Raw genomic sequence first — 16332 nt, 5'->3', positions numbered from 1 at the left:
TCTGTGCTGTGTTGCGTATAAAATAAATGAACGGCTTGAAACCAATAACCGCTACAGGGCGGCCAGTGCTTCTTCGGCCACTGGTGTTTTCTTGACCTCGTGGGAGGCCAGCAGTGCTTTTGCCTTTTCATTGGACCGGGTGAACAGATCGGTTTTCCCGTCTTTTTCCCAGGAGTCAAACCGGGCCCGGTTCATGAGTTCGGGCATAAGATGGGCCGTCCGAAAATTGGTAAAGGTGTGGGGATCGCTTAAAAATATGGCATTGTCCGGACCATTTGCCACCCGGTCGATCACATCCAGGGCCAGGGTCTGCTCGTTCACGGGGATCCCTTCGGCAAAAAATTTGGCCATGGCCACCAGTTCATCGGACAGGGTCAGCATTTCCAGGCTGGAGGTGTGTCCGGATTCGATATATCCCACATCGTGGATCACGTTGCACCGGGAGAGCAGGGATGTGATAATGGACAGCATGCCTTCGGCCCCGGCCTGGGCATCGATCACTTTGGAATCCGTGGATCCGGCAAAGGACCAGATGGGAATCTGGTAGAGTTCATCTCTCATGTCGGCGAATGCCGACTGGGTCAGGCTCCATTCCGTGCATCCATAAGAGACGACCGTGTGTTTCATGTCCAGCACGGACACATTGGGGGCGAACAGAAACGGGGCGCCCGGATTGGTGAGCTGATGGATCACCAGACCCACCAGATTCTCCGCAATGCCCTGGGCCATGGCCCCGGCCAGGGTCACCGGTCCCCCGCCACCGGCATTGCAACCTGAAGGCAGGCAGATGGGGATCTCTTTTTCCGCACAGAATACCAGTTTTTCCATGACGTTTTCAGGATAAAGCAGCGGGCTGATGGCTTCGGAATAGTTGAACAGAAACGGTTTTTTGCGCAGGATTTCTTCACCGCCCACCACGGCGCAGGCAATGTCGTGAATCTGCCGGATATCTGTGCCGCTGTCTGCGATAAAACAGATGGGTTTATTGCTGTTACGCACCATTTCTTCAAACACCCGCACATAGATTTCCTCGATTTCCACATCTTCCGGGTTTCCCATAGACATGGAAAAATCCATGTTGGGCAGCGCATCCACCAGCCGGGCGAAGTTGCCCGTATCGGCGAGCACGGGGCGCCGCCTTTCACCGGTTTCCAGGTCTATGGTAAAAATCGTGTCAGACCCGGTGCCGAAGAAAAAGTTTTCCCCTTCCAGGGGCATGGCCAGGTTGCCGGTCTGATCATATATATCGAATTTTTTAGGGGCGGACATGACGGCGTTGTCCACCAGCGCTTCGGGCATGATCACCCGGTTGTCCTTGTCCAGAGTACAGCCATGATCCAGAAGCATCTCCAGAACCCCGTCATGTTCCATGCGGAATCCCGTGGTGGCCAGTATTTTCAAGGCCGCATCATGAATAGCCATGGCCTGTTTTTTATTAAAGACTTTCAACCGGGGTTGAAACGTGGTCACATCTTGTAACATAAAGGTTTTCTCCCTTTTTTTTGGGTTTTAGGACGGTATTCAGTACGATCTGGTTGCTGATGATCGATCTGCTATTGATATTGCGCAATGAAGGTATCGGAAACAGGTTCCTGTTTCCTTCCCACCACCGCATAATAGTTCAACGGGGTGCCGTCCAGGCACAGCCGATGCTGATATCTTTCTTTTTCAACAATTTCCATGATATCGGAGGCCACCATTTCATCGATGAGTTTTGAAAAACCGGACGGGTGATTGTCCTGAAGAAATTCATCTTTGATGTTAAAGGCGATCCACCCGTCTTCGGAAATCAGGTTATATGCACTGGCAAACGCTTCCGGTGGAATGTCGTCAAACCCCAAGGCCGCCACGATGGACATGCAGTTGGGATCTTTTTCAAGGATTTTTTGTTCCACTTTTTCAGGCAGATCCGTGAGGTCTTCAATAAAATACTCATCATAAATGCCGGGGCGATCCCGTAATGTGGCCTCGACCGCCTCTTCAATAATATCCACACCAATGATGGTGTTAAAACCGATTTTTGCCAGTTCTTCTCCCACCATGCCGTTGCCGGCTCCGACATCCAGGGCCACCCGGTCTTGTGAATTAGAAGCATTGCCGTTCATGGCTTTTTCCAAAAGCCCGCACACGACCTGGGGTGACTGGCAGGCCAGTGTGTCGTAGAACAGGTTTTCATACAGACCGGGTATTTTATAAATTTCCCCGTAATCATGGGTGAGCAGTTCTCGGGTTTCCCCTTTGTAGGTGACGATAATTTTTTCTTTTCCCTGATCGGCTTTATCGACTTGCGGTAAAACAAATGAAAAATCTTTCATCTTTTTTCTCCCGTCGTTAAGATTATGTTAATAAATTCCGACCGAATGGGTTGGGCCGGGCATGAAACCGCCCCTGCAGCCGGGTATACCGGCAGAACACCGGGTGCTGTAAGGTTGCGAAGGTTTCATTTTGGTATTTACGCAGTAAAATATTTTCTGTTCAAAATATACAAACAAATAAATACCATTGATGAAAGGGCATTGTCAAGTCAATGGGGGTAAAAATATTTTCGGTCAGATGTTTCCGTTGGGAACGGACATGTCATCATCTGCTTCAATGAGATGTAACGGCGGAGTCGGTGAGGGGGAGGCCGGATCGGTCTGGGCCAGCATATCTACTAACAGTTCAAGCCCCCACATGAGCAGGGATACATCCTGGGAATTCATTTTTTCCAGTTTTTCCATAAACCGGTGATGGATGGGGGTCGGCGCATTTTCGAGAAAATTTCTGCCGGCCTGGGTGATTTCCACATGCACCTGGCGCCGGTCCTTGCTGATTCTTACCCGGTGGACCAGGTTCCGGCGCTCCAGACGGTCGATGATGCCCGTGACCGTGGAATTGTTGATGAAAACGATCTGGGTCAACGCGCCGATGGCAATGGGTCCGTGATCCGCAATTTCATTGAGGCAGATCAGCTGGGGCAGCGTGATTTTGTATTTTTCCTGCAGCTGTTTGGAATGCCGCGACATTTCCTGAATAATCTGGCGCAGCCGCATCATGATCTGCATACTGGTTTTGTTTTCCATGGTCACACACTGATCTGCCGGGCAAAGTCCAGGGCCTTGTTTTTAATGGCCGGGGTCATCGCCGAAGGTGTGGTGCAGTTACCGATAAACCATTCACCGGCATAATGGGTTTTGTGGGGTTTCTGCATCCGTTTGAACGCGGTGAAGGCCCCTTCCGCATTGTTGTCCCATCCGCTGGCACCCGTCATTAAAACAGCCTGACGGCGTCCTTCCAGCAACGAGGCGTGGTCGGTTTCATGGTACCGAGTATACAGGCTGTAGGTCCGGTCTATGACCGCTTTGAGCTGGGCGCTCGCTCCCCAGAAATACAAGGGAGACGCGTAGAGGATCAGATCCGCAGCCACCATTTGCGCCAGAATTTCCGGGACATCGTCTTGCTGGACACATCCCGGGGCATCAAGTACCTGTTTGCACTGGTTGCAGCCCATACACCCGTTCAAATGTCTGCCGTGAAGATACACCCGGGTGACATCATGGCCCATGCCCGTGAGGGCATCTTCCACCCACCCTAAAGCGGTGGCGGTATTTCCTTTTTTCCGGGCACTGCCCAGCAAGGTTAAAATGTTCATTTGGTTTCTCCTGTTAGCGGTCGATTCGGTTATTTTACGGAAACAATTGAAATTGTCAATTAAATTTACCAGAGACCCCCATCGGAAGGAAAAAGCACCCTGTTTTTTTATTGACATGAAACAGGATTTGGACTGAAAATCAGGAATGTGATATATATAATATTTTCCACGCATTGAGTCAGACAAAAAGGAACGGTCATTGGGAAAAGACCATCAGAAGAAAAAATGATATGGTGACGGTTTTTTGTACCGCCCTGACAGGTCAATGATGGATTTGGGTATCCCCGGTCTGATGCCGGCCCATTGCTGCGGCTGTTCAGGATTTGTCGTTCCGGTATGTGAGTCAACCATGAATCTGGCATGGCACCTGCACAACCGGAACCGGTTTCCCGAATATGCCTGGATTCTGGCCCATGCCCAGACCCGGGCCAAGGGACGGCAGGGCCGGGTCTGGGTGTCCGAACCCGGCAGCCTGGCCGTCACCCTGCGGCTGCCGGATACGGCTGAAAACTTAGGCCCGCTGCTGTCCATGGCCACGGCCCTGCCCCTGATCCGGGCACTGGCAGACATCGATATTCCGGCCTGCATCAAATGGCCCAATGATATCCTGGTCAATGACCGCAAGGCCGGGGGAATATTGATTGAAGAAAAACAGGGTGTTTTCATGGCCGGGATCGGTATGAATATCCGGAACGCCCCTGAAAACAGTGTGATGGAGAATTTTTTTCATCTTCCGGCTGGATGTTTGAACATTTCTGATGTAAACTTATCCCTTTTTGACATATGGCGGTGTTTTCTGAAAAACATTTTGGATCGGTTCTCTGCGTTGACAGCAGACCCGGCCGCCGTCGTTCGGGAAGTGAATACCGCTCTGGCATGGAAAAATGAACCGGTCGTGCTGGAACATACCAAAATTTTTGATGGTCCCGCCATTGTTCTGGGGGTGGATGACCAGGGGCGCCTTGAGGTCAGAACAAATAAAGGCATTGTTCACATCCGTTCGGGAACCGTTACCCCCAGGGTGACATGATTGATGTATCAAGGAGCATGATATGGAAGCAAAAACATTTGAACAGGTGGTCAGGGAGATCAAGGGAAAAAAAATCCTGGTAGCCAACCGAGGCATCACAGCCCGGCGGATTATCCGTTCCATCCGCGAAGAACTCATGGCGGTTCCGGTTCTCACCGTGACCGATGTGGACAAAACCGCCCCCTTTACCTCCGGTGCCCAGGAACTGATGCTTTTAGGGGAAAATCCCCGGGCATACCTGGATATCGACCATATTTTGAAACTGGCCAAAGAACAGGATGTGGTGGCCGTGCATCCGGGATGGGGATTTGCTTCCGAAGATGCCGGTTTTCCGAAAAAATGCGCGGAAAAAGGGATCTTGTTCATCGGTCCGCCCACGGAACCCATGACCCTTCTGGGCAACAAGGTAAAGGTCAGAGAACTGGCCCGGAAATTGGATGTGCCTGTGGTTCCGGGTTCTCTGGACGCCGTGGAGGTGGCCGAAGCCCGGGAGATCGCCCTGGAGATGGGACTGCCGGTCATGCTCAAGGCCGAGGGCGGCGGCGGGGGCCGGGGCATCTATGAAATCTATGACATGGACCAGCTGGAAACCGCGTTTTCCAAGGCTGCGGTCCTGGCCCAGGCCTCTTTCGGCAATCCCAGAATTTATGTGGAAAAACTGCTCACCTCGGTGCGGCACATTGAAATTCAAGTTATTGCGGACCAGCACGGCAATGTATTTGCTTTTGACGAACGGGACTGCACGGTCCAGCGGAATCACCAGAAACTGGTGGAGATCACCCCGTCCCCCTGGCCGAAGATGACCGAAGAACTGCGGCAACGGCTTAAAGATTATGCCAAAGCCCTGGTGGCGGCCGTGGGCTATTATTCCCTTGCCACGGTGGAGTTCCTGGTGGATGAACACCAGAATCCGTATCTCATCGAGGTGAACACCCGGCTCCAGGTGGAGCACGGGATCACGGAGTGCCGGTACGGCATCGACCTGGTGGAGGAACAAATTGCCGTGGCATTCGGGTCCACTTTGCGGTTCACGCAAGAAAAAACCCGGCCCGTGGCCCATGCCCTTCAGGTGCGCATCAACTGCGAAGACCCCAGAAACGATTTTGCCCCCAATGCCGGCCATATTGTGCGGTATATCTCGCCGGGAGGCCCCGGGGTCCGGCTGGATTCCTGTATTGCCGGCGGGTATGAATTTCCCTCCAACTATGACTCGGCCGCCTCGTTGCTCATTGCCCATGGTGATTCATGGGAAAAGACCCTGGCGGTGATGAACCGGGCGTTAAAGGAATATGTGATCGGCGGGCTGAAAACCACCATCCCGTTTCACCTGAAAATTATTGCGGATCCCGTGTTCAGATCCGGTGAGTATGACACCCGGTTTGTGGAGAAAACCCCGGGACTGATGCGGTATCAGGACAGCGAATCCGAAGCGTTGCGCCTGTCACGGCTCATCGCGGATATTTCTGCCATGGGATACAATCCCCATGTCCAGCTGTCCGACTACCGGGGTGTGTCTGACAAGCGGGTGGGAGCGTTCAACCCGGTGCTGCCGGCCCTGCCCCCGCTTCCGGCGTCCGGGCCTTATCCCCGGGGCGATCGTCAGGCTTTGATCGATTATGTCCGGGATTCCGGGATCGTTCATTTTTCAGACACCACGGCCCGGGATATCACCCAGTCCAACTCCGGAAACCGGTTCCGCCTGGCCGAAGACAAACTCATGGGGCCGTATCTGGACCGGTGCGGATTTTTCTCCCTGGAAAACGGGGGCGGGGCCCATTTTCATGTGGCCATGATGGCCAACATGACCTATCCGTTCAATGAAGCCAGAATGTGGGACCAGTTCGCGCCCCTGACGCCCAAGCAGATTCTGGTGCGATCCACCAATCTGCTGGGGTACAAACCCCAGCCAGGGAATCTGATGCAGTTCACCAGTGAATTCATCTGCGAGCACCATGACATTGTGCGGTGTTTTGATTTCCTTAATCATATCGATAATATGCGGCCCCTGGCCGAGGTGGTGATGAACTCCCGGGGCAATGTGTGGCAGCCGGCCGTGTCTTTGTCCTGGGCCAAAGGGTTTGATGTGAATCATTACATGGGGGTGGTGGCGGAAATTATCCGGCAGGCCGCGGATGTGGCCGGCGTATCCGCCCAAAAAGCCTGTTCCCTGTTTATTCTGGGTCTCAAGGACATGGCCGGGGTGTGCCCGCCCCGGTTCATTACCGCGTTGGTGACAGCGATCCGCAAACAGTATCCGGATCTAGTGCTTCATTATCACCGCCACTGCACGGACGGATTGTTTGTCCCGGCCGTGGGGGCCGCGGCCAAAGCCGGTGCCCATATCGTGGACACGGCCATCGGTGCGGCCGTGCGCTGGTACGGCCAGGGCGAGGTCTTGTCCACGGCTGCCTACATGGAAGAAGAGCTGGGGCTGAAAATCCGTCTGAACAAGGATATGATCCGTCACAGCAATTTTGTGCTCAAACAGATCATGCCCTGGTATGACCGGTACACGGCGCCTTTTTTCCAGGGCATCGATCATGACGTGATTCACCACGGCATGCCCGGCGGGGCCACCTCCTCTTCCCAGGAAGGGGCCATGAAACAGGGATACATCCATCTGCTGCCCCAGATGCTTAAATTTCTGGCCGGCACCCGGCAGATCATCAAATATCACGATGTCACACCCGGCTCCCAGATTACCTGGAACACCGCATTTCTGGCCGTGACCAGTGCGTATCAGCGGGGGGGTGAAGAAGAAGTCGATCATCTGCTGTGGATACTGGATGCCGTGATTTCCACGCCGGAAGATGAGATGGATGATACGTTGAAAGAAGAACGGCAGGTGCTGTATAAAGACAGCAACGATGCCTTTAAAAACCTGCTGCTGGGGAAATTCGGGCGCCTGCCCCTGGGATTTCCCCCGGACTGGGTGTATGAAAGTGCGTTTGGAAAAAACAGTGCCAAGGCATTGTCTGACCGAACGGAATCCTCTCCCCTGGACGGGCTGCCATCCATAGATATTGAATCGGAAAAACAGGCCCTGGAAAAACAGATCAACCGCATCGCCACACCCGAAGAGCTGGTCATGTATCTCAACCACCCCGGAGACGCCTTGAAAACCATTCTGTTCCGTCAGGAATTCGGCAATCCCAACCGGGTGCCCCTGGATGTCTGGTTTGAAGGCCTGGTGCCGGGCCGGGAACTGTTTTTCACCGATACGGAAGGCAAACCCCATGCCATGAAAATTCTGGGCATTGAGTCCCCGGATGACAAAGGCATGGCTGTGGTGCGGTACACCCTGGATGCCGAGGTGTTCATCCACACGGTCAAGGTAGCGGATGCCGCGGGACCCGGGGCCGATACCATGCAGATGGCCGACCCGAACAACCCGTACCATGCGGCGGCCCCGTCCAACGGAGATCTGTGGATCATGTATGTCAAACCCGGGGATGTGGTCAAGGCCGGGGAAGAGCTGTTCAACATCACCATCATGAAACAGGAAAAAGCCGTGGTGTCCCCGGTGGAAGGCATTGTTGAAAGTGTTCTTAAAACCGCGGATTACAAATTCGACAAAAAAATGGTGCCTGTGAAAAAAGGAGAACTGCTGGTAAAGCTGGGGCCGGTGCCCCGAAAATGTGCGGCCTGTGATACACCCGTGGCGGACAAAGCGTACAAATTCTGCCCCCAGTGCGGTAAAAAAATCTGAAACGCTAAAATATCAGCGTAACCGTGGTGGCTCCGGAATTCAGACAGTCATCCGGCGTTGTGCAAAACCGGCAGCGCCGGATGTCACCGGGACAGGTGTCCATGTCGGCCGGAATGAACCGGCACCGGGTAGCGTCAATGTCCAGGGTAAAATTATACCGTTCTGAAAACAGTTTGATGCGCAGCAGATCAAACCCCCGGCCCCCGGCATTGAATTCAAAAGGCTGCTTGGTGGTGTATTCGGATGAATCCGGCGGGGTAAAATAGTTTTCAAAAATCAGGCGCAGTTTTTCCGGGGTAAACCCGATGCCGTAATCCTGGATGACCAGGGTGGGACGGTTGTTTTTGGAGAACACTTGAATTTGGATTTTTCCACCGTCCGGTGTGTATTCCACGGCATTTCGGACCAGGCCCGTGACAATAATATCCAGGATCTCTTCAGGCATGTGCACAAGGTGCGTTTTTTCCAGACCGGTTTCCAGCGTGAGACGGCGAAAAGCAAAATCCGGAGCCAGGCGCTCTAAGTGCCGGGCCATGTATTGATCCAGATGAATGGTCTGCCGGGTCAGGCGATGGGGTCCGAAAATTTTCTCCACGGCCTGGCGCACCCCGGTCATCATATCCGCGTTTCCGGTCCGGGTCTCGTCTTGGGCCTGGATCTCGGTGAGCAGGGCCAGTTCATCCACGCAGGCATCAATGAGCCGGGTGAGGATATGAAAGGCAGTGAACTGTTTTTTCTTGAGCAGGTCTTCCACTTCAAACTGAATATTCAGGATTCGCCGCAGGTTCCGCCGGGCCCGGCCGATGATGGTTTCGATTTTCTCGTCCCGGATTCCTTTGGCCGCCAATTTTTTTTCTAAGAGTTTCATGGCGGCATCCACCACGGATACCGGGGTCTTGAGCTCATGGGCCAGATGATTGATCACCTTGTCTTTGGCCTGATTGAGGATTTTCAGATCTGTGTAGGACTGCTCCAGCTCTTCATGGATCCGGGTGTTTTCAATGGGCAGGGCCACGGTGCTGGCCACCATCATCAGCTGATCCGTGTCCGTGTCGTCGAACTGGCCCTGAAGTTTGTTCACCACCGATACCACACCGATGACCCGGTCCTTGAGCTTGATGGGCACGGACAGCATGTTTTGGGCCACCAGATCAGTTTCCTCGTCCACCCGGCGCAGGTAAAAATCACATTGGGAGATATCCGGGATCAGCAGGGGTTTGCCGGTCTTAAAGACATGGCCGGACACTCCCTGGTCCGCCGGAAACCGGAGTTTCTTGAATTTGTTGCCGGATGCCGCATCCTTGAACCGGGCGGAGAAAAAATACAGCTCATCGGTTTTTCTGTCCGCCAGCAGGATGAACGCCCCTTCCACGTTCACCAGCTTCTGGATTTCCGCCGTGATGATGGTCACCAGGTCCCCGAGCTTGTGATAGGTGTGCAGGGCATTGGAGATGTCAAACATGATCCGGTTGGTTTTGGCCATGCGTTTTTCAAAGGTAATATCCCGTAAAATCAAAACCTGGCCCATGGGGGTGTCATCTTCATCGTACAGAATGGCCCCGTTGATCAGAATGTCCAGCAGCCGGCCGTCCCGGGTGTACCGCTGGGTTTCAAAATCCATGACCGTGCGGTTTTCATACAGCTGCTTCATGCCCTGTCTGGCCTGTTCCAGCAGGTGATCCGGGACAAAAGGGATGTTTTTTCCCCGGATCTCTGTCAATTTCCATCCAAACACCCGCTCAAAGGCCGGGTTGACATATTCAACGGTATTGTTCAAGGTAAAGGCAAACACGGGATCCGGCAGGAACCGGAGCAGGGTGTCCAGGCGTTTCTGGGCCAGCCGGGTTTCCTTGTACATCTGCCGGACCGATTTTTCCGATGCCGGTGATACCATTTTTCTTGCCCCTTTGTCCGGTTATGTTCCAGTCATTGTGTCAGTTGTCAAACAGGTTGTATTTGAATGGCATTGGGGCCATATCGTGGGTGACCTGAAACCGGGTTTCATCCGCTTGAATCAGATCGGCAGGCACATGCAGGCGTAACCATCGCTCCTGGTTGGTAACCACGGGGAATCCATAGGGTTCATTGATATATTTCAACGGCTTGTCCGCTGCCAAGCGTTGTTCCACAAAGGTCTGGTGCTGAATCAGCCGCCTGGCTGCGGCCTGATCCGTGGGCAGCATCACACCCCGGACCGTTTTGTGAACCGCGGGGATCAGGTTTTTGTCCGCTTCATACCCCACACTGCACCGGCCCGCGGCCATGGCAGCGGCCATGGTGGTCCCCGTACCCATGAACGGGTCCAGCACCGGGTCGGTCAGGAGAGAAAACATGTTGATCAGGCGGTATGCCAGCTCAAAGGGAAAGGCGGCGCTGCGTTTTCTTTCCCGGGCATCGGCCAGGGTCTGGGTCGTGCCTTTGAGGTCAAACCATACATCGGAAAACCAGTGGTTGCGCTCTTCCCAGAAAATCGCGCTTTCTCTGCGCCGCTGTTTGTCTTCTGCGGTTTTGAATTCCCGCCTGCCGTTTTTTCGTAAAATCAGGATATATTCATGTTCCAGGGTGACATAAGCCCCGGCCGGGAGCATGCCCGATCCCATGAACTTGTTGGGGGCATTGGTCTGCTTGCGCCAGATGATGCAGGGCAGGCTGGTGAATCCAATCTGTGTGGCGGCGGACAGGATTCTTGCATGGTTGGTGTACAGGGCGAAATGGTCGTCAATGGTCCGGGTGGCATCTCCGATATTGATACAGGCAAATCCGCCGGGCTTAAGCACCCGGAAGCTTTCCTGCCACACCGGGTCCAGGAGCCGGTGCATGGCTTCGAACGCGGCCGGGCCGTCCCGTCTGGACAGACATTTTTTGACACTGGAATCCAATTTTTGAAACAGATTATCCCACATCTCGATCATGGGATAAGGCGGGGAGGTTACCATCAGATCGATACTGTTGTCTGCCAGTTGTGTCATGCGGCGGGCATCTGCGAAATGTATGGAATGGACTGTTTTCATAAGATTTTCTACCATGTTCCCGTGGGAATGTAAATCAATAAACTTGCGGCCGTTTTTTACTGTGCCCATGATATGGCCGGATCTGCTTGCAAATGGGTGAGGGGGTGATTATATTGACTTAAGTCAATTGGTGAAAATCGACAGAAACAGGAGTAAGGCATGGCAGTCGGATGGGCAAGAGACGGGGCGGTTCAGGAACAGATCGATGCCAGTGTGGCGGATGCGGTCAAACAGGCCAGAGATCGGCTGGGCCGTGGTGAAAGCAGAACCCATTGCGACGTGTGCGAAGAGAAGATCCCCGAGGCCCGGAGAAAGGCCCTTCCCGGAGTCAGACTGTGTGTCCATTGTCAATCGGAAATGGAGAAAAACGACTCCGGGGTCCGTTTGTTCAACCGCCGGGGCAGCAAGGACAGTCAGCTGAAATAGGGGTAATCCGGTCATTGATCCGTTTGGTCTGGTACCGGATCAGAACCGCCGTGACCGCCAGCAGCAGCGCCAGCCCGCCCAGGGCCGGGGTGAAATCATGGAACCTGTCAAACATAAACCCGGCCAGGATCGGAGACAATGCCGCCGGGATATTGGCGGTGAACAGCCAGCCGTAAACCCGGGAAACATGCTCAGATCCCCAGCTTCTGGCCGCACTGGACACATAAATCACCAGAACCCCGCCATAATTGAATCCCGTGAACAGGGCAAACGCCCAGAATCCGGGAACCGATACGGCCAGAAGCGGGGTTGCTGCCAACACAAGTGCCTGGCAGATCAGGTTGGCCTGGATGGCGGACGCAGCCGAAATCCGGTCAAAAATCATCCCCCAGATTACCCGGCCGGCGGCATTGGCCAGGGCAAACAACGACACTGCTGTGATACCGATCTGGGCCGTATCGCCGGTATTGTGAAAAATTTCCTTGAGGTTGGCGTTCACGGCAAATCCCGCAGCCAGTCCCATGAACATGGCCAGATACAGTAATTTGAAATTGGCATGCCCCAGCACCTGTCCCGGCCGAAGCCATGACCGGGTGGCGGTTTTTGTTTCAGACGCGGGAAACCGCATCACACTGCCGGCCACCCCCACCAGACATAAAAACAGGATGCCGAACACAAAAAATGTCTGAAACGGGGTATACCCCAGACGTGTGATCAGAAAACCGCCGGCCTGGCTCACCAGCGCGGCCCCGCCTCCGAATCCGGCCACGGCAATGCCGGTGACAAGGCCTTTGGATTTTGGAAACCACCGGATACACACGGCAATGGGCACGATATAGGCCATGCCGGCGCCAATGCCGGCCAGACCTCCGATCCCCAGAATGGTGAAAAAAAAGTGATGACTGCCCAGTCCGGCCAGGATCCAGCCGCCGCCGAACAGCAATCCTCCGGCCATGGCGCTGATTCGGGGACCGATTCTCGGCAGCCACCCGCCGGCAAGCATCATGGTGAAAGGAAAAACAAAATAAAACACGGTAAACGGCCCCTGAACCGGCCCCTGGGCCAGGCCGGTGATATCTCTGAGGGGCTGGACATAAACGCTCCAGGAATAGGTGGCACCCAGGCACATCTGCATGATCACAGCAGAAACAAGGATCAGATAGCGCATAAAAGAGGACGCCGGATTGTGCGGATCACGTTAATTGCCGGTGCGGTCCGGCAGAACCGCTGCCAGGGCCTGTATCAGTTTGTCCACATTTTCCGGCCGGGCCGTGTGTCCCATCAGGCCGATACGCCAGATTTTGCCGGCCAGAGGCCCTAATCCTCCACCGATCTCGATTTTATATTCGCTGAGAAGCCGGGTTCTGATTTCTGCATCATCCACCCCTTCCGGGATACAGACGGCATTGAGCATGGGCAGGCGGCAGGAGGCATCCACCTGCATACGCAGGCCCAAAAGGTCCAGTTCCCGGACCAGTTGAAGGTGGGCTGCCATGTGCCGTTCAAACACGTGGGATTCCCCTTCATCAAGGATCAGGCAAAGGGCCTGGTAAAGCCCGTACAGCATGTTGACCGGCGCAGTATGGTGATAGGCCCGGGTGGCCCCTTCCCAGTAGTTCATGATCAGGCTTAAGTCCAGGTACCAGTTGGGAACTTTGGTTTTCCGGGCCTGGAGCGCTGCCACAGCGGCCGGAGAAAAAGACACGGGTGACAGGCCCGGGGGACAGGACAGACATTTCTGGGTGCCGCTGTAAAACACATCGATCCCCCAGTCGTCCATGAGAATTTCCATCCCGCCCAGACTGGTCACGGCATCCACCAGAAACAGGGTGTCTTTGTCTTTGAGCAGGGCCCCGATACCGGGCACCGGATTCAGCACCCCGGTGGAAGTTTCCGCATGGACCACGGCCACCAGTTTGTAGGATTTTTTCGACAATTCTTTCTGTACCACATCCACAATCACCGGGGTACCCCAGTCAAATTCCAGGGTATCCACCTTTGCCCCCAGCCGGGTGGCCACATCCTGCATGCGCCGGCCGAACACCCCGTTGATCAGGATCAGGACGGGATCATTTTTTTCAATGAGGTTCACAAAACAGCATTCCATGCCGGCGGAGCCGGTTCCGGAAATGGGAAGGGTCAGCTCGTTTCGGGTGTGCAGCACGGTTTTGAGCTGCTGCTTGATGGTATCCATGATTTTTATGAAATACGGATCCAGGTGCCCTAAAGTGGGTTTTGAAAGGGCCGCCAGCACGGAAGCGTCCACACAGGACGGACCGGGACCCATGAGGGTAACCGGCTCAATGGTTTGCAACAGATCGTTCATGACAAAAATCCTTTTAATCAGCCCGTGGGCAGCATCATGCGTTGATCTCCCCGTTCCATGGCCAGTTCCGTCAGTTTGTCCGCCGGAATATGGCACAGGATCTTGTGCCCGTTGGGCAGCCTTTGAAACCGGGGTTTTTCCTGTTCACAGATTTTACCGTTTTCCGGCAGCACCGATTTTCTGGGGCACCGGGTATGGAAACAGCAGCCGGACGGCCGGTTGGTGGGGCTGGGCACATCTCCGGACAAAATAATGGACTGGCGCTTGGCTGTGGGATCGGGAATGGGAACCGAAGACAGCAATGCTTCGGAATACGGGTGATACGGGGGCGGATAAATGGAGGCCACCGGCCCGAACTCCACGATTTCTCCCAGATACATCACGGCCACAAAATCGGAAATAAACCGCACCACGCTCAAATCATGGGCAATGAAGATCATGGTGGACCCCATGTCTTCCTTGATTTCATTGAGCAGGTTCAAAACAGCCGCAGCCACGGACACATCCAGGGCCGATACGGGTTCATCGCAGATGACCAGAGACGGCCGGCTGGCCAGGGCCCTGGCAATGCCGACCCGCTGTTTTTCCCCGCCGGACAGCTGCCGGGGATACCGCTCATAATAATAGGCATCCAGTTTGACGGCCCGCAACAGCCGTTCCACTTCCTTGCGCACTTTTTTCCGGGGCACGGTTTTGAACTTCTGGATGGGCCGGCCGATCTGGGCCCCGATGGTGTAGGAGGGATTCAGGGTGGAATCCGGGTTCTGGAACACCATCTGCAGTTCCCGGATCAATGACAGATCCCGTTTCTGGGCCGGCAGGTTCAGATCGATGCCCATGAGTTCCACGCCGCCGTCCGTCAGTTCCTCCAGGCCGATGATGCCCTTGACCAGGGTGCTCTTGCCGCAGCCGGATTCCCCCACAATGCCCAGGGTGGTGCCTTTGAGAACCTTCAGCGACACATCGTCCACGGCCTTGACATGGGATTTTTTCTCCAGACCCAGAATGGCCTTCAGAGACGGGTTCTGTTCCGGATACCACAGCTTCATGTTGCGAATGTTGAGCAACGTGTCCATAGAGGAAAAATCGTCATCCCCTTCGATTTGAACCACGGCCCCGCGCTGTCCCCGGGCATAGTCGTCATAAGGGACTTTCAGGGTTTCTCTGCCCAGAAAGCACCGGGACACGTGATCGTCGGCAATGGAAACCAGCTCCGGATGCCGGAAGGTACAGTCAGCGGTCAGGCTTTTGTCTTCCAGGTGACGGCCTTCAATGCGCCAGTCACACCGGGGAGCGAAAATACAGGCATCCAGATCCCTTTCCGCCGGATCCGGGACCCGCCCCCGAATGGACCACAGCCGGTTGTTGGACAGGCTGTCCCCCAGCCGGGGGACACAGCACAGCAACCCCCGGGTGTAGGGATGGGCCGGGTTGGCAAACAGTTTTTCAATGGGACCCTGCTCCACCATTTCGCCGGCATACATGACGCACAGCCGCTCACTCACCTTGGCCACCACGCCTAAGTTATGGGTGATGAAAATAATGCCGGTGTTGAAATCTTTTTTCAGATCTTCGACCAGGTCCAGGACGGCGGCTTCCACGGTCACGTCCAGGGCCGTGGTGGGTTCGTCCATGATCAGCAGCGACGGGTTGTTGAGCAACGCCATGGCGATCACCACCCGCTGCTGCTGGCCCCCGGAGATCATATGGACATACCGGTTCATCACATTGGCGGCATCCGGCATATAGACTCGTTCCAGCATGGCGATACACCGGTCCCAGGCCTCTTTTTCGCGCATGTCCGTGTGGGCCGTGAGCACTTCTGTCAGCTGGGTGCCGATGGTCAAAGACGGGTTTAACGCCTGCATGGGATCCTGGTATACCATGGAGATGTTGTTGCCCCGGATTTTGCGCAGCTCGGACTTGGGCGTGCCTACCATTTCTTTGCCCATGAATTTGATGCTGCCTCCCACCACTTTGCCGTTGGACCCTAAAAAGTCGAGAATGCCGAAGGCGATGGTGCTTTTGCCGCATCCGGATTCCCCCACCACTCCCACAGTCTGTCCCTGTCTGACGGTGAAATTGACACCCCTGACCGCAGGAACCAATTGTTTTCGGGTCTGATAGGAAATGGCCAGGTCCTTGACCTCCAGTACCGGTATATCTGATGTCTGTTCCATAGGATCGCTTTCGTTGTCA

The 16332-nt window shown here is 54.7% G+C and carries 12 protein-coding genes; 3 read left to right on the top strand and 9 right to left on the bottom strand.

Annotated elements, in window-relative coordinates:
• Window positions 1-51 precede the first annotated feature (51 nt).
• From K365_RS0123920 to K365_RS0123905, 4 genes are all read right to left on the bottom strand, one after another.
• A complete protein-coding gene (locus K365_RS0123920) occupies window positions 52-1482 on the bottom strand; it encodes a trimethylamine methyltransferase family protein (RefSeq protein ID WP_024336648.1) in 1431 nt (476 codons plus the stop codon).
• A 71-nt stretch (window positions 1483-1553) separates the two neighbouring features.
• Window positions 1554-2315: a class I SAM-dependent DNA methyltransferase gene (locus tag K365_RS0123915; RefSeq protein WP_006968743.1), complete on the bottom strand. Its 762-nt coding sequence runs from the start codon at window positions 2313-2315 to the stop codon at window positions 1554-1556.
• Window positions 2316-2549: 234 nt separating this feature from the next.
• Window positions 2550-3062 (bottom strand): MarR family winged helix-turn-helix transcriptional regulator, encoded by a 513-nt coding sequence (locus K365_RS0123910; protein WP_006968742.1) that lies wholly within the window; start codon window positions 3060-3062, stop codon window positions 2550-2552.
• A gap of 2 nt (window positions 3063-3064) precedes the next feature.
• Entirely contained in the window at window positions 3065-3631 is a 567-nt protein-coding gene (locus K365_RS0123905) for a flavodoxin family protein (RefSeq protein ID WP_024336646.1), read from the bottom strand.
• A gap of 265 nt (window positions 3632-3896) precedes the next feature.
• Here K365_RS0123905 and K365_RS0123890 point away from each other — a divergent pair, with 265 nt between their 5' ends.
• Together K365_RS0123890 and K365_RS0123885 are read left to right on the top strand one after the other, a co-directional pair.
• Window positions 3897-4661, top strand: coding sequence for a biotin--[acetyl-CoA-carboxylase] ligase (locus K365_RS0123890; protein WP_084490012.1), 765 nt, complete (start codon window positions 3897-3899; stop codon window positions 4659-4661).
• Window positions 4662-4683: 22 nt separating this feature from the next.
• Window positions 4684-8370, top strand: a complete 3687-nt coding sequence (locus K365_RS0123885; protein WP_024336644.1) for a pyruvate carboxylase — start codon at window positions 4684-4686, stop codon at window positions 8368-8370.
• 4 nt (window positions 8371-8374) lie between these two features.
• Here K365_RS0123885 and K365_RS0123880 read toward each other — a convergent pair whose 3' ends face one another.
• Both K365_RS0123880 and K365_RS0123875 read right to left on the bottom strand, forming a co-directional pair.
• The gene (locus K365_RS0123880) at window positions 8375-10264 is read right to left on the bottom strand and encodes a sensor histidine kinase (protein ID WP_024336643.1); all 1890 of its coding nucleotides are present in this window, start codon (window positions 10262-10264) and stop codon (window positions 8375-8377) included.
• 40 nt (window positions 10265-10304) lie between these two features.
• On the bottom strand, window positions 10305-11381 hold the full coding sequence (locus K365_RS0123875) for a DNA-methyltransferase (RefSeq protein ID WP_024336642.1): 1077 nt from the start codon (window positions 11379-11381) through the stop codon (window positions 10305-10307).
• 159 nt (window positions 11382-11540) lie between these two features.
• On the opposite strand from K365_RS0123875, the gene K365_RS0123870 reads away from it, so the two are divergent.
• Entirely contained in the window at window positions 11541-11807 is a 267-nt protein-coding gene (locus tag K365_RS0123870; RefSeq protein WP_006968736.1) for a DksA/TraR family C4-type zinc finger protein, read from the top strand.
• On the opposite strand, the gene K365_RS0123865 is transcribed toward K365_RS0123870, so the two are convergent.
• Genes K365_RS0123865 through K365_RS0123855 form a run of 3 tightly spaced genes read right to left on the bottom strand, consistent with a single transcriptional unit; the run spans window position 11770 to window position 16313 of the window.
• A complete protein-coding gene (locus K365_RS0123865; RefSeq protein ID WP_024336641.1) occupies window positions 11770-12975 on the bottom strand; it encodes an MFS transporter in 1206 nt (401 codons plus the stop codon). The genes K365_RS0123870 and K365_RS0123865 overlap by 38 nt on opposite strands.
• A 30-nt stretch (window positions 12976-13005) precedes the next feature.
• Window positions 13006-14133, bottom strand: coding sequence for a pyridoxal-phosphate-dependent aminotransferase family protein (locus K365_RS0123860; protein ID WP_024336640.1), 1128 nt, complete (start codon window positions 14131-14133; stop codon window positions 13006-13008).
• Between the two features lie 17 nt (window positions 14134-14150).
• Window positions 14151-16313, bottom strand: coding sequence for a dipeptide ABC transporter ATP-binding protein (locus K365_RS0123855; RefSeq protein WP_024336639.1), 2163 nt, complete (start codon window positions 16311-16313; stop codon window positions 14151-14153).
• Window positions 16314-16332 lie beyond the last annotated feature (19 nt).

This window comes from Desulfotignum balticum DSM 7044 (assembly GCF_000421285.1).
Lineage (GTDB): Bacteria > Desulfobacterota > Desulfobacteria > Desulfobacterales > Desulfobacteraceae > Desulfotignum > Desulfotignum balticum.
Note: the sequence above shows the minus strand (reverse complement) of the source record. Positions and strands in the feature narration are given on the sequence as shown.

Excerpts from the sequence above, each read along its gene's own strand:
- K365_RS0123920 (WP_024336648.1), bottom strand. The coding sequence starts at position 1,482 with ATGTTACAAGATGTGACCACGTTTCAACCCCGGTTGAAAGTCTTTAAT.
- K365_RS0123915 (WP_006968743.1), bottom strand. The coding sequence starts at position 2,315 with ATGAAAGATTTTTCATTTGTTTTACCGCAAGTCGATAAAGCCGATCAG.
- K365_RS0123910 (WP_006968742.1), bottom strand. The coding sequence starts at position 3,062 with ATGGAAAACAAAACCAGTATGCAGATCATGATGCGGCTGCGCCAGATT.
- K365_RS0123905 (WP_024336646.1), bottom strand. The coding sequence starts at position 3,631 with ATGAACATTTTAACCTTGCTGGGCAGTGCCCGGAAAAAAGGAAATACC.
- K365_RS0123890 (WP_084490012.1), top strand. The coding sequence starts at position 3,897 with ATGATGGATTTGGGTATCCCCGGTCTGATGCCGGCCCATTGCTGCGGC.
- K365_RS0123885 (WP_024336644.1), top strand. The coding sequence starts at position 4,684 with ATGGAAGCAAAAACATTTGAACAGGTGGTCAGGGAGATCAAGGGAAAA.
- K365_RS0123880 (WP_024336643.1), bottom strand. The coding sequence starts at position 10,264 with ATGGTATCACCGGCATCGGAAAAATCGGTCCGGCAGATGTACAAGGAA.
- K365_RS0123875 (WP_024336642.1), bottom strand. The coding sequence starts at position 11,381 with ATGAAAACAGTCCATTCCATACATTTCGCAGATGCCCGCCGCATGACA.
- K365_RS0123870 (WP_006968736.1), top strand. The coding sequence starts at position 11,541 with ATGGCAGTCGGATGGGCAAGAGACGGGGCGGTTCAGGAACAGATCGAT.
- K365_RS0123865 (WP_024336641.1), bottom strand. The coding sequence starts at position 12,975 with ATGCGCTATCTGATCCTTGTTTCTGCTGTGATCATGCAGATGTGCCTG.
- K365_RS0123860 (WP_024336640.1), bottom strand. The coding sequence starts at position 14,133 with ATGAACGATCTGTTGCAAACCATTGAGCCGGTTACCCTCATGGGTCCC.
- K365_RS0123855 (WP_024336639.1), bottom strand. The coding sequence starts at position 16,313 with ATGGAACAGACATCAGATATACCGGTACTGGAGGTCAAGGACCTGGCC.